Raw genomic sequence first — 22,057 nt, 5'->3', positions numbered from 1 at the left:
GGATTTCTATTAACGAATAATCATTCTAATTCAATAAAGGTAATGACATCACAATGGATGATAACTTCCACTCACTGCATCGACAATTAACTGTTGCCCCTCACTATTTCGCCTATATTCCGCTATCCAAAAAGGCCGATAAAACAATTGACTGCTAGTTTGCTTTATTTTCGGCGTTGTAATAAACTTCGCTTTTGTTGAAGCATGTTCAAAGACAAATTCTTCCGCTATTTTACTAGCTTCTTCTTGTACTATGACTATTGATGGAATGGCTACGTGTTCAACTTGGCTTGCAAAGAACTCAGGTTGTACGTCTACAATTGCCCCCCGACCGCCGAGCGCATCGACGGTACACCCTACCTTCCCGTTAAATTTCAATAGACTTTTCGCATGTACTTCAAATTCAAAGAAATAATAGGGGTAATAAATCAACCGATTAATTTGAACTTCGGCCTCCTTATCAAATTGGTGTAATCCCTTTAACACATCTTTCTCAACAAAAACCGTCTCCTGCATCAATAACGTTTTCATGAGTAATTGTCCTTATAAGAGCTACTTTCTTCCGCTAAAAGTTTAGAAATCTGACTTGCTTCCGGTGCAAGATCGCGCGCAATGTTTTTGTCAAAGCCACTTGAAAATGTACGTTTCTTTCTGGATTCCTCAAAGATTTCTTGAATATCTTGAGACGGTTCACTGCCAAATTGACTGCCTATAATCATCCCCGCAATCGATACGAGTAAACCTGCCAAAAATGGATGAAAACCAGTTGGGCCTTCTAAACTCATCGATGTCCAAACAATATTGGTCGTTGCTCCGCCTATCATTGCAAATAAACAACCCATCGCATTTGCTTTTTTAGAATAAACAGAGGCAACGTAAGGAACGAGAAACGTATTTCCTAATGTTCCAAAAGCAAAAACGACTAGTGCAAAAATTGAAGGTGGCTCATAAATAGCAACGATTACGCCCACAATCCCACCCGCTAAAATACAAAGTCTCGATACGAGTACCATTGTTTTTTGACTCGCATCTTTATTAATAAACCGTTGGTAAATATCTCTAGATAAAATAGAGCCCGCTTGCATTAATATCGAATCTGCAGTAGACATAACCGCAGACATAATTGCAGATAATAGAAGTGCCGCAAAAATCCCTGGGAACAGTGTATAGGCTAACTCTGTAATCACCATTTCTGGGTCTGCAATTGTCGGTAGTAATATAATTCCAATCAGCCCTAAAATATACGGCACGAAAATAAAGAACTGGTTCCAAATCGCACCGATTAGGACGGCACCTTTAACCGTCTTTGTACTTTTCATAGACATATGTCTAACAACAACGTGAGGCAACCCCATGTAGCCGATGGAATAAATCAAAATCGCACCTAACACAACTCCCCATTGACCATAGAAAGCTAAATCCTTCCCCCAAATACTTAAGTACGATGTATCAATTGCCGCTAAAGAAGCGTTTAGTCCTGATAATCCGCCTACATGAAAATAGGCTAGTATTCCAATACCCACAACACCTAAAACCATGATCATCCCTTGGACAAAAGACGTGTAAGCAACAGCTAAATAACCGCCTGCTACTGTATAGATTAAAATTACGCTTATCCCAATAATCAACGACGCTTCATATGGAAAACCAGTGAGCGTCGACATCGCTTTACCTGCAGCAATAAACTGAGCACAAACATAGCCGAATAGAAAAACGATAGAAATAACGGATCCAACGACGCGAACGCTCGCACTTTCAAATCTTTTTTCTAAGTATTCTATCGGTGAAAGCGCTCCCAACTTTTCAGACATGCGTCTCATCCGCTTCCCTAACACAGAAAGATTGACGATTGAACCCCCTGCATCTCCAATGGCGTACCAAACAGCATACCAACCATATTGAAAAGCCATCGCTGGTGCACCCATAAACATAAATCCACTCATTGCTGTTGTTTGCATCGTCATGGCGGTTACCGCTGGACCAAGTGATCTGCCCCCGAGTAGATATTGCTCAGTTGACTCAGATGATTTACGTGAAAACCAAAGACCAATACTTAAGAGAACCCCTAAATAGACGATAAAAATGATTCCATCCAAGCTCATAGTTTCCCCTCCAAGACACTACTCTTGTATTTTCTCTTCATTTAGTTCTTCGTCGTCTTCTCTTTTCATTTTGAAATACATCACAAGCGCAAATCCAACCCAAATAAACGGCCAAGGTACGATTAACCAAAACGTTTCTGCAGGTAAGTTGAACAATTTTTCACCTCATTTCTAGTCAGTTTCGTACAAATACATAAGGCACATCTTTCATTTTCGGTCCAAGCTGATTATGTTTAGAATAAACTCTATTTATGAAGTAGCATTTATCTACCAATCTGATAAACTTTTAATACACGCATTCTCCAATCACTTAATATAGAGTCTATTCTAATAATTTAAATTAGTCATTTCACATAATGTAAAATGAATGACTGATTTTCTATACTTTTCGTTCATTCATTTCAAGGTAGGTAGTCAAAACAACAATTTTAAAGACCTTTTTTCTAATCAATCTCAGATCGATATTCTACAAGGGATTCCCCATAACTCTACTAAATATGGTATACTAGTATGTACAAGTCTTATTGATTTGTATCAGTAACTTGTTTTCTTGTCTTCGACGACTGATATGCTTAGGCATAGCCTAGGCCTTTTTACATTCACGTCTAAGATAAATAGATACCATTTGGGAGGGATTCGAATGGCTTTTCCACGTAAGGAAAGACCAATATCGGATTTTGTTGCAGCACGCAAAGTCGATGAAAAAATTTCATTTGTTCGTAATAACCATGAAGTCAGTGGAATAATTTACAAGATTCTAGAAAACTCTGTAATTGTTCAACTATCTAATGAGGATGCTGATTTAATTGGAGCTGCCTCAAATCTTACAGTTGTATCCCATAAGAATTATTCAGTAGTCGAGTAATCGCTATTTTATCGTCTTGTTCTCCGGTAATTGTCGGAAAACAAGACGTTTTTTCTTTTTTAAGAGATGATTACCCTATCCATCTCCTCAATTCCTCGCGAATGCTTCCACTTAATCAAAAAAATCTGATAAGATAAACACATCGTCAATGAGGAGGCTATTATATTATGAAAGAAAAATTAATTGAAAGACTTGTCCGTTACGCAAAAATAGATACACAATCAGACTTTAATAGTACGGAGTGTCCAACAACGCCAGGACAATGGGATTTGCTTCATGTTTTACAAAAGGAACTTGAAGAGGTTGGATTAGAAGAAATTACGCTTGATGAAAATGGGTATTTATTCGCAACACTCCCTGCCAATACAGACAAAGAAGTTCCAACGATTGGATTTCTTGCACATGTAGATACAGCAACGGATTACACAGGGAAAAACGTGAAACCACAACGGATTGATAACTACGATGGGAAAGATGTTCAGTTGAATGAAGACACAGTGATGGCTGTCAGTGAGTTTCCTGAATTAAAGAACTATGTAGGACATACATTAATTACAACTGACGGGACGACACTTCTTGGTGCGGATAATAAAGCGGGGATTGCGGAAATTGTTACAGCAATGGAATATTTACTTGCAAATCCTGAGATTAAACACGGGAAAATTCGCATTGCCTTTACACCAGATGAGGAGATTGGTCGCGGCCCTCATAAATTTGACGTTGAACAATTTGGTGCCAAGTTTGCTTACACGATGGACGGAGGCCCGTTAGGTGAGCTGCAATATGAAAGCTTCAATGCGGCTGGCGCCGAAGTGAAATTCCACGGAACAAGTGTGCATCCAGGTTCTGCAAAAGACAAAATGGTCAACTCAATCTTACTTGCGAATGAGTTCCAAAACGCGATGCCTGCGGATGAAATTCCACAAAAGACGGATGGCTATGAAGGTTTTGTGCATTTAATGCAGTTCGAAGGTGACGTTGAGGAATCAACACTTCGATATATTATTCGTTATTTTGACCACGAGACTTTTAAAAATCGAAAACAACTTATGCTCGATACGGCAGCAACTTTACAGGATAAATACGGTAAGCATACATTAGAAATCAAAGTTGAAGACCAATATTATAATATGCGAGAAAAAATTGAACCTGTCATGGAAATTGTCGACATTGTTTCAGATGCGTTCAAAAAACTAGCTATTGAACCAAATATCGTACCAATTCGAGGTGGAACAGACGGCTCACAGCTTTCTTACATGGGCATGCCAACACCAAATATCTTTACGGGTGGCGAAAATTACCACGGCAAATATGAATATATTTCGGCCGATAACATGGTACTTGCGACGAAAGTCATTATCGAAACTGTACAGCTTTTTGAAGGACGTGCGTAAAAGGAGACGATTACTTTGAGGGAAATCGGTATTGGGGTCCTTTCTTCTATCTTTTTTGCAGTCACGTTTATTTTAAATCGATCTATGGAATTATCAGGAGGGAGCTGGTTATGGAGCTCCTCCCTCCGCTTCTTTTTTATGTTGCCATTTTTATTGGCGATTGTTTATTATCGAAAAGGTTTCCAACCAATAAAAAAGGAAGTGCGTCAACAAACAGTACCCATTTTTCTTTGGAGCATTGTTGCTTTTGTATTATTTTATGCACCGCTAACGTATGCCGCCGCTTTCAGTCCCGGATGGTTAGTAGCCGGAACGTGGCAATTAACGATTGTCGCTGGTGTGCTCCTGACACCATTTTTTATGTTAATTATCCAAACTGAACATGGCATACGGAAAGTCCGTCATAAAATACCGCTTGTTTCTTTAAGTATTACGTTCATTATTCTAATTGGCGTCGTGCTCATTCAAATTCCACACGCTCAAACCGTGACCGGCAAGACGTTGCTATTTGGTGTATTGCCGATAGTATTTGCAGCATTTGCTTATCCTTTAGGCAATCGTAAGATGATGGAATTGCTAGGCGGTCGGCTCGATACATTTCAGCGTGTACTTATGATGACGATGATGACAATTCCTATTTGGGTGGTCATAGCCGTAATTGCATTAATCACAGTTGGTCCACCTTCTTTGAGCCAACTTATTCAATCGTTTATCGTCGGAGTTAGTTCAGGCGTTATTGCGACAACCTTATTTTTTATGGCCACCGACCGTGTACGCAATGACCAAGGAAAGTTAGCCGCAGTGGAGGCAACACAGTCCACGCAGTTAATTTTTGTTATTCTCGGCGAAATGTCCATTCTTGGGATTGCCCTTCCAACACCTATTGCCTTAATCGGTATAGTTATCATTATTATTGGCATGTCCTTACATAGCTTTCATGCCGCGTATGGTCATTCCAATATGATATTCAACAAGCAAAAAAGCTAGTGCCCCAAAAGCACTAGCTCACAAAATTAATTAATGTTCATATTCCCCTATTATTTCAACTGCTTCTTCAGTAATCGATGTATCGATTGCTTTGTCAAAGTCAACATCTCCACGAATTGCGCCATTTTCCTTATACGCATCGTATTGTCTAATAATATCATCTATAAACATTTTTCCATCAGGATCTAATCCTGTCACATGCACCTTTTCCCACAACTCAGGATCCTTCATAGCTGTATGTTTAGTCATAATTTCTATAATCTCATCTTTGTTTATATCTTTGATAAAGGCATCGTTATAATCGCGAACACCCTTTAAGTAGGCTGCCATAAAACGAAGCGAAACGTCTTTTTCTACATTCATAAAGTTAGGCGAACCTAGCACCAATGCAATTTGTGATTCAGGTGCATAATCTGTTGCATCTCCAAATCGAACATGAAAGCCGTTTTCAATACCTTGCGTAATAAGTGGTTCAATATTCAGCGCGGCATCAATCGTCTCCCCATCAATTGCACCAAGCATACTACCAAAATCACTCATGAGGACAAATTCAACATCATCTTTTGTAAGCCCCGCATGTTTAATCATCTCTTCAAAAATGTATTCATCGATTGAATTATGAGAAGAAACGGCAATTCTCTTACCCCTAAAATCTGCATAGTCTTTTATTTCATCAACCATATGATTACCGATCACGAAAGTAAAATAAGATTTTCCTGGAACATTATGACCTTTATCTGCAATAATTTTGACGTCAATCCCTTGCGCAATCGCATTAAAGAAAGAAGCTGTTGATACGCCACCTGCAATATCCACTTCACCTGCTGCAAGCGCTGGTAACATTTCATCACTGTTGCTAAACTGTGCAAACTCCACTTCAATATTATAGTCTTCGAAATATCCCTTCTCAGTAGCGATATAGAAGCCTGCTCCTGAGGCCGCTCCATCTTCAGCAATGACAACCTTTTCACGCTTCTCAAGTGGCGCTAAATCTCCGGAGGGATGCGCTGCTTCTGAGGTATCTTGTGGGTCATTGTTCACCGGCGACTTCCCGGTTTCCTTTGAAGAACAAGCGCCTAATACGAGGACTAACGCGAAAAGTGGAATGAGCCATCCGCTTTTAAACCACTTCGTCATAAACCTCTTCCTTTCAATCCTTTTCTTTTCTTGAGTTCTGAACTTCTTCTTGTAAATGCTGCCATATTTCAACAAATTTTGCGGCCATTTCAGGATTTTCTCGAATATCCTCCACTTTTCTCGGACGTGGTAAATCAATTCTAATCTCATGAATTATTTTTCCAGGCTGTGCACTCATTAATAATATCCGATCACTGAGTAGTAACGCTTCATCGATACTATGCGTGATAAATAGCACCGTTTTCCCAGTCTCTTCCCAAATCGATAGTAACTCCTCTTGTAAAATAAATTTATTTTGCTCATCCAACGCGGCAAACGGTTCATCCATGAGTAAAATCTCCGGATCATTTGCGAATGCACGGGCAATACTTACCCTTTGTTTCATTCCGCCGGAGAGTTCTTTTGGATAAAGCGTTGAAAATTTATCAAGACCTGTTTTCTTTAAATAATACGCTGTCCTTTCACGAATCACATCTTTCGGGAGATGACGCATTTTCAGCCCGAATTCAACATTTTCCTCAACAGTTAACCAAGGAATAATGCCTCTTTCTTGAAAAACCATCGATTGCAGAGGGCGTCCTTCATTTTCAGTCATAATCGTAAATTTGCCTACACTTGGCGTTTCAAGTTCAGCAAGTATTCTTAAAAGCGTCGTTTTTCCACAGCCGCTTGGACCGACAAGACAAATAAACTCCCCGTCTTCAATGGTCAATGAAATATCATCCAATGCAGTGACACTGTTTTGTTTTTTATAAAATGCTTTCGTTAAGTTCGTAATTTCAATCTTTGCTTTTTTACCCACCTATATATTCACCTCCACGGCAACATTTTTTTCTGTAATCCACGAAGCATTATCGAAAAAAGGTAGCCGAAAAATGAAATAAGAATCAGTCCTACGTACATTTCTTTGAGTAAAAAAGCTTTGTAGGAGGTCCAGATTAAAAATCCGATTCCCGATGTGGCTCCCATCATTTCAGCTGCCACGATCGTTAACAGTGCAATCGCCTGCCCCATTTGGATGCCTTCTAACATGACGGGCAATGCACCTGGCAATGCGATTTTCAGGAAAAAGTTCACTTTCCCTGCCCCATAGTTTTTCGCAACGTCTAAGTAAATGGAGTCAATATTAATGACACCCGCTACCGTATTAATCACGACTGGGAAAAACACACTTCCAGCAATCGTAATCACCTTCGACAAATCCCCAATTCCGAATAAAATAATAATGATTGGAAGTAACGCTAACGTAGGAATCGGCATGAGCGCCATGACAATGGGTGAAATAAAATGTCGAATTGGCGAATAAAGCCCCATTAATAAACCGATGACGACACCAGGAATGACACCGAGGAGAAACCCTAAAATAATTCGATACAAGGAGATTCCAATATGTTCAAAAAGCGTACCATTTGAAATCATTTCCCAAAATGTTCCCATAATGGCGGTTGGTGGCGGGAAAAATCGAATATCCATTAATCCTGTCCTCGATAGAAACTCCCATAACATTAATAGTAATATTGGTGATGCGATTGTTAACATCTGCTTCCAGCGTTCGTTCTTCTGCCTTCTTTTCCATTCACGTTGTTCAATTTCAAACGGATTTCCTTGAAGCTCCGTCTCTTTTATACTCAACGTTCACCACCTCTTCATAACAATTGTATGTAAACCCATGGGTAGATGTGCTGGGCACACGTCTAGAAACGATTAATTCAATCAATTTTCACGGGATTTCAACAATTGAGATGCACCTAGATCTGTAAATGAAAAAAATTCACAGTCCCCATTGACTGTGAATTTTCTTCTTTAAATTAGACAAATAAACCTATTTTTTTAGCTTCAAATGAAAGTTCTTCTCTGAATTTTGGATGTGCAATGTCAATTAGCGCTTCTGCACGCTGGGAAAGGGATTTTCCGTACAAATGAGCAATCCCGTATTCAGTCACAATGTAATCAACGTCATTCTTAGAAGTAGTGACGACGGATCCTGGCGTTAACTGTAACTTAATTCTAGAAATGGTATCGTTTCTAGCCGTAGAGTGCATACAAATAAATCCTTTTCCATATTCTGAAAAACGAACGCCGCGAGCAAAATCAGCTTGCCCACCCGTCGAAGAATAGTATTGGCCAGCGACAGTTTCCGATGCACATTGACCGTATAAATCGACCTCGGTCGTCGCATTAATAGAGACAAGATTTTGCTCTTTTGCCAGTTCACGAGGATCATTTACGATACTGACAGGCAACATTTCAATAGAAGGATTTTTATGAACAAAATCATAGAGCCTCTTACTGCCATAAATAAAGGAAGCCACTACTTTTCCTTGATTGGTGAACTTGCGTGTACCGTCTACTGCCCCCGCTTCGATAAGATCCACGACACTATCCGGCAACATTTCGGTATGGATGCCAAGATGTTTATGGTTCTTTAACATCCCCATAACCGCGTTTGGAATTGCCCCAATCCCTATTTGAAGCGTATCTCCATCACGAATTTCATTTGCTACATATTGTGCAATCTTCATGTCTTTTTCACTGATAGGCGGTGCCTGTATTTCCGATAAAGGAACATGATTCACAACATAACCAGCCACTTGGCTAATATGAATTTGATTTTCCCCAAATGTACGAGGCATGTGCTCATTCACTTCTAAGACAAATGGAACTTTTCCAATAAATTCCGCTACATAATCCGCTTGTGTACCTAATGAAAAATATCCATGCTCATCCATCGGTGATGCGACCGCCAACACCATTGACAGATTCGTTGTCTTTCTTAATATTCTTGGCACCTCGTGAAAAACGTTTGGAACAAGTTCAACAGTTCCGTTTGCAAATGCCTTCCTCGTTGCGCCGCTTAAAAAGTAGGAAGTATGGGAAAGATGTCCAGGCATTTTTCCTTCTATATAAGCTCGTTCTTTCAAAGCTAATAATTGATGAATTTTCACGTTTTGTAAACGAGTATAGTTTTCTTCTAGTATATTTAATAAACGAATGGGTTCACCGTTCGCAATTGGTAAAATAAGATCCGCGTCTTGTTCAACTAATGCAATAAAATCATTGTTTGATAGCATTCTAGACAAATTATTTCCCTCCTTACTCATAGTATATAACAGACTGAGCGCTCGCTCAACATTTAAAAGAGTGATTGTATTCTGATAACGATTCGTTATAATCAAAGTATGACAAAACTAACAACTGACCAAATTAGACAATTAAATATGTATAGCGTATATGTCGAACAACCTGAGCAGCCGCTATTCACATTAAAAGATTTGTTACATGCCCATAAAATAGATTCTGTTTTGCACGCCATCCAAACGGTTAGCCAAAGCCCAAATCAAACTGTTGCTGCTTCCTATTTTCTGCGCCGTTTTGGGATGTTTATTTCCATGCAATTTTATCAATTAGCAGCCTATGATGAAATATGGAGCGGGAACCTTGACCAGTTTATTTTCGGTGCAAAAACTGAATACGGAAACCCATCGATTAGTATGTTTGTGAATAAAGGGGATTTTGTCGATGTACCGGAAATTGAACGCAAAAAAATGATACGTCACATTTTACACGATGAATGCCACGCGATTATTCAACAAGTTCGATCCGTAGCGAATATTTCATCACTCACTTTGTGGGAAAATATCTTCGGGTTCTTATTATGGCATTACCACGTCTTATTAGAAAACCCCGCAACTTCTGAGGAAGCAAGAATGGACTTAACCCTATTAAAAGAAGATAATTTATGGAAAGGAATTGCAAAGGAATCTCTTTTCGCGAGGTATTTAAAAGGTCATGAACCAAGTGCATTACTCAACACGAAAGTCAGAAAAACATGTTGCTTATCCAAAGATGTCCCAGGCCTTATGCAATGTGGATTTTGTCCATTGAAATAATCTCCATAATAAAAAGGAAGTTTCGTTTAAGAAACTTCCTTTTTATCTACAATTAACTTTTTATGCAACACCGATTATCATTAGCTGTGTTTTTTTATTCAGAAACCCGAATCTACCTATACACTCTTTGTGGCAGCAAGCTTGATTTCTTTTCTTCTTTCGTAAATATTACTGATAATCACTTTACCTACCGCATATCCAGGAATCGCAAGTAAGATGCCAAAGAAACCAGCAATATTTCCAGCTGCCAAAATGATTGTAATCACTGTAAGTGGATGAATGTCTAACGTTTTTCCCATAACATTCGGTGTAATTAAATTACTATCAGTCTGTTGTGCAATCAAAGTCACGAGGCTCACCCAAATAACCATCATAGGATCTTGTAAGAAACCAATAATTAAAGCCGGGATAAATGCAATCCAAGGACCGATAAACGGTATCACATTCATAAAGAAGGCAAAGATAACAAGTAACAGCGCATATTCTAGTCCTATAATTAAGTAGCCAATATACATAATCACTGCCAATAAAAAGCTAATTAACAATTGACCTTGAATATAAGTCCGGAGTACCGTATTCATATCTCCGAGCGTCTTTTGAACCCAAGCTTTCTTTTCGCCTGTAAAGAACTTACAAACAAAAGGCGACAATTTTTCATGATCTTTCAACATAAAAATAAAGAAGAATGGCACAAGAATTAATGTAAATGTTGCTTGTAAAACGGACTGGAAGAAAGAGACAATTAATTTACCAAAAACAACTGCAATTGACTGTACTGAATTTGCAGCTTTGTCAATCGCTTCATTCACTTGAGGCGGTAAATCTTCTCTGTGTTGCAAAATATACTCTGTTCGATTCGTGATCTCTTTTGCAATCGTAGGCGTATTTTTCGCTAGTTTATCTACTTGGTGCCCAACAGGCGGTCCAATAAATGATAAGAAGAGCCATATAGCGCCCACAGCACTTATTAATATCAACAAAATACTTCCCCAACGTGGCACCCTATATTTTTCTAAAACTCGTTGAATTGGCTCTGTAATATAAAAAAGAACAGCTCCTAATAATAAAGGTACAAAGATCGTTTTTGCAATTATGAGAAGCGGCTCTAAAATCCAATTGATTTCAATAAAGTATTTTATAATCAGCAATGTTAATAAGATCCCAACACCGAATTGAAACCACACTTTTCTTGTCACTATATTCTCCACTCCTTTCCAATAACCTTAGTTATGTAGGCTTTCTATAAAGTATACGTTGTTTTACGTGAAAATTCGATGAAAGTTTCACATTTTTCGACAATAGAAGAGCCATTAACTTTTCTGTTAATGACTCTGTCCATTTTTTCTTTATTCAACGTGAAGGAAAATTCGGTTGCCCGATGGATCTTCTACAATAAAACGGTTAACGTCAGAGGTCACTTTACTTCCTAAAGCTTGCACTTCTCCAATCGCATCCTTCAATACGGATTCAGTTGGGTAGATTAGTGTGTACGCTTGTAGCCCTACACTGTTTTCTGACGGACGGGCATCTCCCCCGCCGTGCCAAGTATTCAATCCGATATGATGGTGATACTTTCCGTTTGCCATAAATAATGCTTGCGGATAATGTGCAACAACTTCAAACCCAAGTGCATTATAGAACGTTTCTGCTTCCGCTAAATTGGCAACGTGTAAATGGATATGTCCCATTAGCGTGCCCATAGGAAGTCCACTCCATTCTTGCCCTTCACTTTCAGCCACAACACTTTCTGCATCTAGTGGATCTGTGCTCATCGCAACTTTCCCATTGTCCCAATTCCAAACGTCCGGATGACGGTCTGTATAAATCTCAATTCCGTTACCGTCTGGATCTGATAAATAAAGGGCTTCACTCACTTTATGATCAGATGCTCCCAGTGCAACATTATGTTTTACAAAGTGCTTAATAAGCATGCCTAAATCTGCTCTATTTGGTAATAAGAGTGCGAAGTGATATAAACCGGTTCTTCTCGGTTCTTTTGGAATAACGTTGTCAGGTTGCTCAACTATTAAGAGCGGCATCCTACCGTCTGCTGTAAATACAACCTTATTTTTCTCTTCGTCAAGAATTTTTAATCCAATGACTTCTGTGTAAAATTGCTTACTTCTATCTAAGTTCATCACATTTAAATAAACTTCTCCAGTATATGTGCAAGGTGATTTATGATAATTCATTTATATTCCCTCCCGAATAGTAACTTACTTACTTTATGTAACTAACTTTATATGTTACAATGTTAATTGTCAACTACTATTTATTTCAATGAAAGGTGCTTTATCTATGAACGAATTTGAACTCTGTCCTCGTTTCGAAAAAACAGTATCCATCTTAAGCCAACGCTGGACTGCACTTATTTTGTATCAATTAATGGCTGGTCCACAACGCTTTTGCACCATGACCGATAAGCTTGGTATCAGTGGAAAGACATTATCGGAGCGCCTGAAGGATTTAGAACAACAAGATTTTGTCATCCGAAACGTTTATCCAGAAACCCCTGTACGAATTGAATATTCATTAACCGAAAAAGGCATGGCACTATTGCCGATTATGAATGAGATTGAGAATTGGTCGAAGAAATGGGTAACAAGAGAAGAGATTATTACTTAACACCACCCTATTTTATTTCATAAATGCCTAGAGGTTTGATAACAAGATGTCGCCCACCGCCACCAACAATAAAAAAATGCCTTTTGCAACTGGCAAAAGGCATGTGTTTTTGAATTCAATTGGTTCACCGCAAATGAGTGCTAACTCTTTTTGTCTTCCAATGTTTACAACTATCAACCTTATTGGTGAACGATAGGCGACGGCTTTATTGGCATAGAATTTCCTACCTTCAGCTTTTATTTTAAAAGATAAATAGCCATCTACTTTATTTTTAGTAGACGGCTATTTATTAGACGGCTATCTTTTTATCCCTTGCAAGCCAAATATATGAAAGGACCGCAATTAAAGCTGATGAAAAGATAATTGCACCCATTGGAACTGCCGTTTCTTCTCCTGCTATTCCTACTAACGGTGCTGTAATCGCCCCTAACACGAAAGGAAGCAAACCCAATAAAGCCGAGGCACTGCCCGCAATATGGCCTTGGGATTCCATGGCCAATGAAAATGAAGATGTCGCAATGACGCCAATTGAAGCGACAAAAAAGAAGATTGGTATGACAATTGTAATGAGCGGTCCATTAAATAATACCGCCAGGAGCAGAAGTGTCCCTGAACTAATAGACATAGTTAAACCAATTTCTAAAAAACGTCTTTCCGATAAAACACCAGTGAGACGTCCTACTGTTTGTGTTCCCATAATAAGCCCCAAGCCATTCATGCCAAACAACAAGCTAAACGTTTGTGGTGATACACCATAAATATTTTGATAAACAAATGGTGTTCCAGCGACGTAGGCAAATATCCCTGCCATAATAAACCCCTGGGCAAGTGCATACCCCATAAATTCTCGGTTTTTTAATAATGAAACAAAGTTTTTAATCGTATCAGATAGATTGCTAGGCACACGCATTTCTTCCGGTAACGATTCTTCCAGTCGCCACAACACAATGGCAAATAATAAAAATCCAATTGCGCTTAGGACCGCAAATACTCCTGTCCAATCAGTAAAAGCAAGAATTCCGCCCCCTAGTACGGGCGCAAGAATAGGTGCTAAATTATTAATGAGCATGAGCAGAGCAAAAAACTTTGTTAATGCACTTCCGCTGTATACGTCTCGGACAATGGCTCTTGAAATCACAATTCCTGCTGAAGCAGCAAATCCTTGCATGAAGCGTGCTGCAATGAAAAAACCGATGCTTGGTGAAAACGCACATAGAGCAGAAGCAATAAAATAAACAATAAGTGCAATAAGTAGCGGCTTCTTCCGTCCATGGACATCGCTCATCGGACCAAGTATAAGCTGTCCAATTCCGATGCCTAAAAGACAAGCGGTTAAGCTTACTTGAACAAAAGAAGCCGTCGTGTCAAAAGACGCAACAATTGTAGGAAATGAAGGCAAGTACATATCAATTGTCAATGGTCCCATTGCCGCCAATGCACCAAGAAGCAACGCAAATCGTAACCGTTTAATCCCATTTATTGTAGTCAAATTTTTAAACAACCTTTCTTTTCAAAGAAATAATTCTCAATATAACGTTTGAATTATTCGCTATATGTTATCGTATAATTCTAGCATTGTACATCTTGTTGTCTCTTGAAAAGAAAGTTTACTTATTCCTTAAAACGATTCGATGAATTCGATTCAGACTCACAATTCCCCTAACCTCAATTTAAAATTGTTTACCTTTTGAATGAAGATACGATTACCTTTCTTGATATAATTCCCTTTGAAACTGTATGGATTTCGTAATAAGTTTCTTCAAGACATATACATTTACATCATATTCCTTCCTTTTCCACATTGCGTCTAAAATCCCTTCTTTTTTAACTTCTAACTAAATAGGCCGTTAAAATTCTTCACAATGGGTAAGCTAATGATTGATCGAAATATTACCTTGAGGAGGAAGACATTGTGAATAAAATGGCTTTAGCAGCACTTGGAATCGGTGCAGCGTACTTAATGCAAAACAAGAACGCGCGGAATAAACTGATGAAACAAGTTGAGACATTCACAGGGATGTCCATGGGAATGAATAAAAATTCAGGAACAGGAACATCGTCATAAGACTTCTTCATTTTTCGATCAAACAGAAAGAGCTACCGTTTTCGGTAGCTCTTTTCTTATGTTGGTTAAAAGTTATTCGTACCTATAGCAATATCGCTTATTATTGAAGTGTTGACAGCCATTCATTAATTCGCCTTTTTACTTCATCTTCTAGTTGCTCCAACGGCATCGCATGATTATCTTGGTCTGGCTGCATTTGAAACCAATCAACGTCGTCGTCTTTATAATAGCCCTCATATTTCTTGTCGTCGAGGATAACTTCGAAATGCCATCTTTGATGTGAACTATTTTCAAGAACATCTTCAACTATCCTGAGGCTTTGAATCATTTGAATTCCTCCTTCTGCTTTACTGAATAACCGATTTCAATCCTTATTCTATCCAATAAATCTTAATTCATTACTAATTAAAGTTTTTAAATCTGCCCGAATGGCACAGCGTGAATATTTTCGAAGCCGAGAATAGGAATTCTTTCTTCTTTAATGATTATGTCTTTTAGAGGCAGTTCAACTATATATTCACCGCTACGATAAGATTTAACGCTAATCTTTTTTTGCACAAAAGGATTACTCGTTACTAACGTTACCTTCCCTGTCTTTGCATTAATCCCTTCTATAGAGAAACGATAACTTTTAAGTATTGCATAAGGAAAAACTTCATAAGCATGATCTAAATCTGTTAAACATATTTTTTTTATAAACTCATTTTTAAACCCATTAAACACCGTGAAACCACTTTCTAAGTCGAGGATATCTTTTGATTTTAAATAGTATTGTCGGCGGTAAGAGATCAATTCATACTCTTTGCTATTCGTAATTGCAAAACGCCCTTTCCTAATCATATTATCTCCTCCTGTTAACGGTTTATTTAAAGCTCTTTAAATATTATTTTCCCATGTTCACCAGAATAAATGACAGAATATTTATAAAATTATTACAATCAAGTATACTGTCTCTATAACCAAAAAGATACAATTACTTTGTCTTATCTTGCAAATTACATTATAGTACTTTACTACTTATTTTAGCGGATATTGTTGTAAATAAGCGAATTGAGGTGAAACTAGGTCGGTATGCCATGTTTAATCATTTGATTCTCAGGGAATTTACGAATTAACTACGAATTGGAGGTTTTTCATATGAACGGAAAAGGGTTTTCTGATAAAATCAAGGGCTTTGTTAACGAAACAAAAGGCGAGTTGAAAGAACAAGTCGGGAACGCTACTGATAATGCAAAACTAGAAGCAAAAGGAAAATTGGACAAACTTAAAGGCGAAGCGCAAAAAAAGACTGGAGAATTGAAAGATAAATTTAACAAGCAATAATCATGATAAAAGAGCTGTTCAGTAATGTGAATCAGCTCTTTTTATAATAAATCTTCGGTTTGCTCCTAGAGTTACATTAATAATTAGAATTAAATGCTTGCCATTTATATACTCATCTCCTTGCAAAAAAACAAACGAGCTTTAAACATGTTTAGCTTCGCAATGACAAGTGAATGATATAAGAAAGGAATTTACCTAGAAAGGAGCGTGAATGAGTTGGATAAAAAGAGACCATTTACTGAACGAGATCGAAAAGATGCGGAAGGTCCTTTTATGGATAACCCCGAACATTTAAAAACTGATAAAGAAAGTATTTACGATATGCATGAAGATATGAAGACCGTGGACCCAATTCCGCTTGAGGATTTAAAAATGGAAGAAAGGGAAGAAAAAGTTCATCGTGATTCTAAAAATAGATCTTCTAGTCAAGATAAATTTCCTGGTTCATAACAAAACAGCGCCTCTCTATTACTGAGAAGCGCTGTTTTTCCTGAAAGTATGACAATTCGCGAAGTTTGTCGTTATTTCCGGGGAAATTAATTTAGTATAAATTTAAGTGTCAAATTGTTACGTTAGATGCGTTTTTCTTTAACATATAAATACCGAGGACAATTAGTACGAAGATGAGGATGGCCGTTACAAACACACTCCACCAGAAGCTTGAGTTTTCTATTGTACCGTTTAACGTATGCGTTGCATACGTCGATAATTTCCAAGGAGAAACCGACCAATATGCGCCTAGGATGCTATCAATCACTTGAAACACTAAAGTAATTGTTAATGAAAGCGTTGCTGCGATACCCGTTGAAAATGCCGCACTGCAAGTGAGTGTAACTGTAACGACAAATAGCATCCATAAGCTATAAACAGCAAAAAACTCAAGAAATTGCATGAAGGTCACGTGACTAAAAAGTATTTCAATATAATACCAAGCACTCAAGAAACCGAGGAAAAGGCTAATGATGACAAGTCCACTAATGACAATCCATTTACTTAAATAGTACTGTCCAAATGAAATCGGACGAACGTATAGTAGTGTTGCTGTACCATTTTTACGCTCACCTGAAATACTGCCCATAAATGCGAGGACGATGACAAGAATACCTATCATTTGATATTGTCCTAGTAAAGAAATAAATATTTCTTCACCGGTAAATTCAGGCCAAACGAACTCCATTCCTTCTGGAAGATTCCCGACGCTTTTCATAATTTCGGGTAAATAATAATTTGTTAAAGGTTCCATTACGCCAAAGATGATAAAAAATAACGGGATCCATAAAACTTTAAAATTACGGCTATTCTCGCGCCATACTTTTTGAAGAAGTACATGAAATTTCCCCATTACATCACCGCTACTTTCATAAAGATTTCCTCTAAGCTCGCCGTTTGTTGTTCGACTTTGCGAATTTGAAAGTCTCCTCCATATAATGCAGATAACACCCCGGACATATTGATTGATTCTTTTTCTATATCAATTGAAAGCTTAGGACCTTTAATCGTTGTGTACCATAATGTTTGATTGACAAAACGTTGTAATTCGCTGTCATTTATAAACTCTATTACAATGCGCGGATTAGCATGCCGGTTTCTGACGTCTTCCAACGTACCTTGTTCAACAAGTTCGCCTTCTCTTAAAAACAGAAGTTTATCAGTCATTTCTTCCGCATCATTCAAAATATGAGTCGAGTATAAAATCGTCACTTCTTGCTGTAATTCTTTTAATAAATTCATAATCTCCCTTCTTCCGACAGGATCAAGGGCAGAGACAGGTTCATCTAACAACAATAATTTAGGTTTATGCACAATTGCCTGCGCCAGCCCAAGACGTTGCTTCATACCTCCTGAAAATGTCATCGTTTTCTTACTCAACGCATTCCCAAGTCCAACAAATTCAAGTGTTTTTTGTGCCTCAACTTTTGATTTTCTTGCAGGAATCCCACTTAATCTCGCGGCCATTTCAGTAAATTCAAGTGCTGTCATCCAAGGAAAAAACTTCGGATATTGCGGTAAAAAACCTATTAACTCCCTATTATCTTGGCGCTTCTCCTCTTGAAACGTAATCTTTCCGCCTGTTGGTGTAACCAACCCCGCCAGCATCGATAATGTTGTTGTTTTCCCTGCACCATTTGGACCAATGAGTGCCGTTGATGTATGTTTCGTTAGTTCAAATGATAGTTGGTTCGCTGCTTTTTCATCTCCGAAAGCTTTTGTTAATTGTTCAACGTGAAGTAACATAATTATCCATTCCTCCTTCCAAAAATGAAATAAAGAATAGGGCCAAGTAAATTGATAAAAATTATGATAAGCACCCACATCACAACGGGTCCGTTTGTTCTTCTATGTCGGCTAATATCAATAAGCGCAATCGCCATTAAGATGAATTGTAGTGCAATCAGCGGCCATATTAAATTCCACGGAATGCTAGCAAGCTCAGTCATTGTTGACACATCCTTTCCCTGATTGTTATTTAAGTTTATTATACCACCTCTGATATACTATGTATATAACAGAACCATTGTTAAAATGAGGCATAAGTGATTGCTTTTATGGTTATGTCATCAGATTTAAGCCCATTCACTTTGATACGATAATTTTGCGATCCGTGGTATAATGGCGTGATGAAATAGGAGGCTCTAGTTTATGAAACAATGGATTTATCCTCTCATGATTATATTCGCGGCAAGTTGCTACGGTATTTTATCAACAATTATAAAACTTGCAATTATAGATGGATTTACTGCTTCAGAAGCGGTCACAGCACAATACTTTACTGGCTTTGTGCTCGCACTTATTATTTTCGCTATTGTCCGTCGCAAACTGCCTAAATTTGGCGGCGGTGTCACACTTGTATTGGCAGGCCTTTTCACGGCTACTACAGGAACGGTTTATGGACAAGCCGTTACGTATATGCCTGCTTCCATTGCAGTCGTTATGCTCTTCCAATTCACTTGGATAGGCATGTTGTTTGATTGTATTGCAAGAAGACGTTTGCCAAAGCGCATTGAAATCATTTCACTTATTTTATTATTTGCTGGGACAATTTTAGCCGCAGGCGTTATTGGCGCGGATATTAGCGGAATTCCATGGCAAGGTTGGGCATGGGGATTGGCTTCGGCTGTCAGTTTTGCTTCATTTGTTATGGTGAACTCTAAACAAGTTGAAGGAATGGACACGGAAACCCGCCTCTTGTTTACTTCATTTTTTGCTGTCATTGCCATTACTTTCTTCCAATCACCGGAAATTGTTTGGAATGGCATATTATTCGGCGAAGGCTTATGGATTTATGGTCTGATTCTCGGTCTATTTGGGATTGTGATTCCGATTTATTTATTCTCGATTGCAGTCCCAAAGGTCGGCGCAGCGACATCTTCCATTTTAAGTGCGATGGAATTACCTGTTGCCGTCACTGTATCGGTCATTTTATTACGTGAAAACCTAACATTTTTACAAGTCATTGGCATCCTTGTCATACTTTTTGGGATGACTTTGCCAACAGTAGAACATAGGCTTCTTGCTAGAAAAGAAAAGTAGATTGACGTACATGAATAAAACCACTTTCTCATTGAAGAAGTTGTCCTTTAAACGACAACTTCTATATATGAGAAAGTGGTTTTTTACTGGTCTTGTTCCTTCTTAACAAATTCCAAAAATCGTTCCATCACTTCGTCAATATACTGCAAAGTAACTTCATGAGTAAGTTCACCGTTTTCAAACTTTTGTCCGGCACCACCAATAAGAATTTCATTACTTACAGCCGGCATCATAACCGCACCGACACTCGTTAATATTTGTCTTGCGTGCAATTGCGCTCTAATCGTTCCCAATCCTCCTTGCGAGACGCCCATTAAAAGAACCGGTTTTTTCGCAATCGGTTTCTCTACTCGCGATAGCCAATCTAATGCATTTTTTAACACCCCTGATATCGACCAATTAAACTCAGGCGTGCTAATAAAAACAGCATCAGCGTCTTCAATCATTTTCTTAAATTTTTCAACTTCCTTTGGCGGATACATTTCTTCATCTTCATTGTAAAACGGAAGCTTTCCAATCGGTGCCACTTCAAGATTAAACATCGTATGATACCGCTTTTCAATCGTTTCAATTAACTGCCGATTGTAAGAATCCTCCCGCAAACTCCCAATAAGAGCTATAACTTTCATTTTCCATTCTCCTCTACACATATTGAAGCATCAAATTTTAGTATGAACAATAATTCTTGAATTTAGAAAACATTTATTTTCGGTAATTTGTGGGTAAATGTAAATATAGTAAAACAACTTCTTTAAAAACCGAATCTATTTAAGTTTAATTTTCCATTCACATGGGGACTGTTAGGAATGACATTCCCACCATTAATTATGATAAGATAAACCCAACTTAATGAAGTAGGAGTCGATTTTATGCTAAAAAATCGTTTGTATTATGCCGAGCCCGAGTGTCAATCTTTTACGGCGCAAGTAGTGAAAACGGAAAGAGATGAGAATGAAAAACCTTACGTTGTGTTGGATCAAACGGCCTTTTATCCAACCGGCGGCGGTCAGCCACACGATACCGGTACAATTAATGGAGTACCCATAATTGATGTTGTTGAAATTGATGGTGAAATTCGTCATTATTTGTCGGGAGAGATGGATGCCTCAGGCGAACTCGATTGTAATATCAATTGGGAACGTCGCTTTGACCACATGCAGCAACATGCCGGACAACACATATTATCCGCTGCATTTGTTGAGTTATTTGAATTTCCAACTGTCAGTTTCCATTTAGGGACAAATTTGGTCTCCATTGATATCGAGGCTGATGACATTACAGACGAACAACTTAAAGCAGCAGAAGAGCTGGCAAATAAAGTGATTCTTGAAAACCGTCCAATCGAAGTGAAGTGGGTAACGGAAGACGAACTCTATCAATATCCACTGCGAAAGCAAATTCAAGCAACCGAGGAGATACGTCTTGTCATTATTCCAGATTTTGACTATAACGGATGTGGCGGAACTCATCCTGAATATACCGGACAAGTGAGTTCGTTAAAAATCGTATCTGCTGAGAAGCATCGAGGAAACACAAGGGTTCATTTCGTTTGTGGAAAGCGCGTACTCAATCTGTTACATGATAAAACAAATGTAGTTGCGAAAGCTTCAAAATTATTAAGTGCCCCTGAAGATGGGATTGGCAAGGCTATCGAGAAGCTATTAGAGACAAATCACTCACTTGAAAAATCATTGAAGGAAACACAAGATGCAATATTATCATTCGAGTCCAAAGAATTATTGAGTCAACAGCGTAACGGCTTAGTTACCGCTACATTCCAAGGCCGTTCCATTCAGCAATTACAAAAACTAGCTCGATTCATTGTGGCGGAATCAGACGAAACAATTGTACTTCTCGTTGCTCGTAATGATGATAAGCTTCAATTTGTTGCAGCTAGAGGCAGTTTATCTACTGCAAGTATGAAGGACGTTTCAGCTGCTGTGTTGCCACTCATAGACGGTAAAGGTGGAGGAAATGACGCTTTCGTTCAAGGCGGCGGTGATTATAAACTGACAGAAGAAGAATTGTTAAAAATGATGGAAAATAGTTTAACTGCCTCGATTAATTAACTTTGAAACTTCTTGATTTGAGCAATAAAAAAATAAGGCGATTCTCTATGTTAAAAATAGATATCGCCT

At 38.3% G+C, this 22,057-nt stretch carries 25 protein-coding genes and 1 pseudogene; 10 read left to right on the top strand and 16 right to left on the bottom strand.

What is annotated here, in order from left to right:
* Positions 1-48 precede the first annotated feature (48 nt).
* The 3 genes from AB1H92_RS00995 to AB1H92_RS00985 are packed head-to-tail and all read right to left on the bottom strand — an operon-like array spanning position 49 to position 2,258.
* On the bottom strand, positions 49-531 hold the full coding sequence (locus AB1H92_RS00995; RefSeq protein WP_115359748.1) for a hypothetical protein: 483 nt from the start codon (positions 529-531) through the stop codon (positions 49-51).
* On the bottom strand, positions 528-2,102 hold the full coding sequence (locus tag AB1H92_RS00990; RefSeq protein WP_115359747.1) for a sodium/proline symporter: 1,575 nt from the start codon (positions 2,100-2,102) through the stop codon (positions 528-530). The genes AB1H92_RS00995 and AB1H92_RS00990 overlap by 4 nt, the downstream gene beginning before the upstream one ends.
* Positions 2,103-2,120: 18 nt before the next feature.
* Positions 2,121-2,258 (bottom strand): hypothetical protein, encoded by a 138-nt coding sequence (locus tag AB1H92_RS00985; RefSeq protein ID WP_166739563.1) that lies wholly within the window; start codon positions 2,256-2,258, stop codon positions 2,121-2,123.
* A 484-nt stretch (positions 2,259-2,742) separates the two neighbouring features.
* Here AB1H92_RS00985 and AB1H92_RS00980 point away from each other — a divergent pair, with 484 nt between their 5' ends.
* The 3 genes from AB1H92_RS00980 to AB1H92_RS00970 all read left to right on the top strand — a co-directional run bounded on the left by AB1H92_RS00980 (position 2,743) and on the right by AB1H92_RS00970 (position 5,348).
* On the top strand, positions 2,743-2,967 hold the full coding sequence (locus AB1H92_RS00980) for a DUF2187 family protein (protein WP_115359746.1): 225 nt from the start codon (positions 2,743-2,745) through the stop codon (positions 2,965-2,967).
* 167 nt (positions 2,968-3,134) lie between these two features.
* A complete protein-coding gene (gene pepT, locus AB1H92_RS00975) occupies positions 3,135-4,361 on the top strand; it encodes a peptidase T (RefSeq protein WP_115359745.1) in 1,227 nt (408 codons plus the stop codon).
* Positions 4,362-4,376: 15 nt separating this feature from the next.
* Positions 4,377-5,348, top strand: a complete 972-nt coding sequence (locus tag AB1H92_RS00970) for a multidrug resistance efflux transporter family protein (protein WP_115359744.1) — start codon at positions 4,377-4,379, stop codon at positions 5,346-5,348.
* Positions 5,349-5,378: 30 nt separating this feature from the next.
* On the opposite strand, the gene AB1H92_RS00965 is transcribed toward AB1H92_RS00970, so the two are convergent.
* The 4 genes and pseudogenes from AB1H92_RS00965 to AB1H92_RS00950 form a co-directional block, all read right to left on the bottom strand.
* Complete coding sequence (locus AB1H92_RS00965) at positions 5,379-6,485, bottom strand: ABC transporter substrate-binding protein (RefSeq protein WP_115359743.1); 1,107 nt, start codon at positions 6,483-6,485, stop codon at positions 5,379-5,381.
* A 13-nt stretch (positions 6,486-6,498) separates the two neighbouring features.
* A pseudogene (locus AB1H92_RS00960) lies at positions 6,499-7,200 on the bottom strand (ABC transporter ATP-binding protein); the annotation flags it as partial.
* 95 nt (positions 7,201-7,295) lie between these two features.
* Positions 7,296-8,111: an ABC transporter permease gene (locus tag AB1H92_RS00955; protein ID WP_115363989.1), complete on the bottom strand. Its 816-nt coding sequence runs from the start codon at positions 8,109-8,111 to the stop codon at positions 7,296-7,298.
* A gap of 182 nt (positions 8,112-8,293) precedes the next feature.
* Entirely contained in the window at positions 8,294-9,556 is a 1,263-nt protein-coding gene (locus AB1H92_RS00950) for an acetyl-CoA hydrolase/transferase family protein (RefSeq protein WP_370475544.1), read from the bottom strand.
* A gap of 108 nt (positions 9,557-9,664) precedes the next feature.
* Between AB1H92_RS00950 and AB1H92_RS00945 the strand changes: the two genes are divergently transcribed.
* Positions 9,665-10,375 (top strand): hypothetical protein, encoded by a 711-nt coding sequence (locus AB1H92_RS00945; RefSeq protein ID WP_115359740.1) that lies wholly within the window; start codon positions 9,665-9,667, stop codon positions 10,373-10,375.
* Between the two features lie 116 nt (positions 10,376-10,491).
* Here AB1H92_RS00945 and AB1H92_RS00940 read toward each other — a convergent pair whose 3' ends face one another.
* Together AB1H92_RS00940 and AB1H92_RS00935 are read right to left on the bottom strand one after the other, a co-directional pair.
* Positions 10,492-11,571: an AI-2E family transporter gene (locus AB1H92_RS00940; protein ID WP_115359739.1), complete on the bottom strand. Its 1,080-nt coding sequence runs from the start codon at positions 11,569-11,571 to the stop codon at positions 10,492-10,494.
* 150 nt (positions 11,572-11,721) lie between these two features.
* Positions 11,722-12,567, bottom strand: coding sequence for a VOC family protein (locus AB1H92_RS00935; protein WP_115359738.1), 846 nt, complete (start codon positions 12,565-12,567; stop codon positions 11,722-11,724).
* Positions 12,568-12,673: 106 nt separating this feature from the next.
* Between AB1H92_RS00935 and AB1H92_RS00930 the strand changes: the two genes are divergently transcribed.
* Positions 12,674-13,000 (top strand): helix-turn-helix domain-containing protein, encoded by a 327-nt coding sequence (locus AB1H92_RS00930; RefSeq protein WP_115359737.1) that lies wholly within the window; start codon positions 12,674-12,676, stop codon positions 12,998-13,000.
* A 289-nt stretch (positions 13,001-13,289) separates the two neighbouring features.
* On the opposite strand, the gene AB1H92_RS00925 is transcribed toward AB1H92_RS00930, so the two are convergent.
* A complete protein-coding gene (locus AB1H92_RS00925) occupies positions 13,290-14,489 on the bottom strand; it encodes a Bcr/CflA family efflux MFS transporter (RefSeq protein WP_115359736.1) in 1,200 nt (399 codons plus the stop codon).
* A gap of 423 nt (positions 14,490-14,912) precedes the next feature.
* On the opposite strand from AB1H92_RS00925, the gene AB1H92_RS00920 reads away from it, so the two are divergent.
* On the top strand, positions 14,913-15,065 hold the full coding sequence (locus AB1H92_RS00920; protein WP_166739453.1) for a hypothetical protein: 153 nt from the start codon (positions 14,913-14,915) through the stop codon (positions 15,063-15,065).
* 100 nt (positions 15,066-15,165) lie between these two features.
* On the opposite strand, the gene AB1H92_RS00915 is transcribed toward AB1H92_RS00920, so the two are convergent.
* Together AB1H92_RS00915 and AB1H92_RS00910 are read right to left on the bottom strand one after the other, a co-directional pair.
* Entirely contained in the window at positions 15,166-15,393 is a 228-nt protein-coding gene (locus tag AB1H92_RS00915; RefSeq protein ID WP_115359735.1) for a hypothetical protein, read from the bottom strand.
* 86 nt (positions 15,394-15,479) lie between these two features.
* Positions 15,480-15,905, bottom strand: coding sequence for a hypothetical protein (locus AB1H92_RS00910; protein ID WP_115359734.1), 426 nt, complete (start codon positions 15,903-15,905; stop codon positions 15,480-15,482).
* A gap of 297 nt (positions 15,906-16,202) precedes the next feature.
* Between AB1H92_RS00910 and AB1H92_RS00905 the strand changes: the two genes are divergently transcribed.
* Both AB1H92_RS00905 and AB1H92_RS00900 read left to right on the top strand, forming a co-directional pair.
* The gene (locus tag AB1H92_RS00905; protein WP_115359733.1) at positions 16,203-16,388 is read left to right on the top strand and encodes a CsbD family protein; all 186 of its coding nucleotides are present in this window, start codon (positions 16,203-16,205) and stop codon (positions 16,386-16,388) included.
* Between the two features lie 216 nt (positions 16,389-16,604).
* Positions 16,605-16,838 carry a hypothetical protein gene (locus tag AB1H92_RS00900; protein ID WP_115359732.1) on the top strand — a complete coding sequence of 78 codons (234 nt, stop codon included), beginning with the start codon at positions 16,605-16,607 and terminating at the stop codon, positions 16,836-16,838.
* A 109-nt stretch (positions 16,839-16,947) separates the two neighbouring features.
* Here AB1H92_RS00900 and AB1H92_RS00895 read toward each other — a convergent pair whose 3' ends face one another.
* The 3 genes from AB1H92_RS00895 to AB1H92_RS00885 are packed head-to-tail and all read right to left on the bottom strand — an operon-like array spanning position 16,948 to position 18,826.
* Positions 16,948-17,730: an ABC transporter permease gene (locus AB1H92_RS00895; protein WP_115359731.1), complete on the bottom strand. Its 783-nt coding sequence runs from the start codon at positions 17,728-17,730 to the stop codon at positions 16,948-16,950.
* A complete protein-coding gene (locus AB1H92_RS00890; RefSeq protein ID WP_115359730.1) occupies positions 17,730-18,623 on the bottom strand; it encodes an ABC transporter ATP-binding protein in 894 nt (297 codons plus the stop codon). The genes AB1H92_RS00895 and AB1H92_RS00890 overlap by 1 nt, the downstream gene beginning before the upstream one ends.
* A gap of 2 nt (positions 18,624-18,625) precedes the next feature.
* On the bottom strand, positions 18,626-18,826 hold the full coding sequence (locus tag AB1H92_RS00885; RefSeq protein WP_115359729.1) for a PLDc N-terminal domain-containing protein: 201 nt from the start codon (positions 18,824-18,826) through the stop codon (positions 18,626-18,628).
* A 202-nt stretch (positions 18,827-19,028) separates the two neighbouring features.
* On the opposite strand from AB1H92_RS00885, the gene AB1H92_RS00880 reads away from it, so the two are divergent.
* Complete coding sequence (locus tag AB1H92_RS00880) at positions 19,029-19,919, top strand: DMT family transporter (RefSeq protein ID WP_115359728.1); 891 nt, start codon at positions 19,029-19,031, stop codon at positions 19,917-19,919.
* Between the two features lie 83 nt (positions 19,920-20,002).
* Here the strand turns inward: AB1H92_RS00880 and AB1H92_RS00875 are convergent, their stop codons facing one another.
* Positions 20,003-20,548 (bottom strand): NADPH-dependent FMN reductase, encoded by a 546-nt coding sequence (locus tag AB1H92_RS00875; RefSeq protein ID WP_115359727.1) that lies wholly within the window; start codon positions 20,546-20,548, stop codon positions 20,003-20,005.
* Between the two features lie 240 nt (positions 20,549-20,788).
* On the opposite strand from AB1H92_RS00875, the gene AB1H92_RS00870 reads away from it, so the two are divergent.
* Positions 20,789-21,988 (top strand): alanine--tRNA ligase-related protein, encoded by a 1,200-nt coding sequence (locus tag AB1H92_RS00870; protein ID WP_115359726.1) that lies wholly within the window; start codon positions 20,789-20,791, stop codon positions 21,986-21,988.
* The last annotated feature ends 69 nt before the right edge of the window (positions 21,989-22,057 follow it).

The sequence above is a fragment of the Sporosarcina pasteurii genome (assembly GCF_041295575.1).
Classification (GTDB): Bacteria; Bacillota; Bacilli; order Bacillales_A; family Planococcaceae; genus Sporosarcina; species Sporosarcina pasteurii.
Note: the sequence above shows the minus strand (reverse complement) of the source record. Positions and strands in the feature narration are given on the sequence as shown.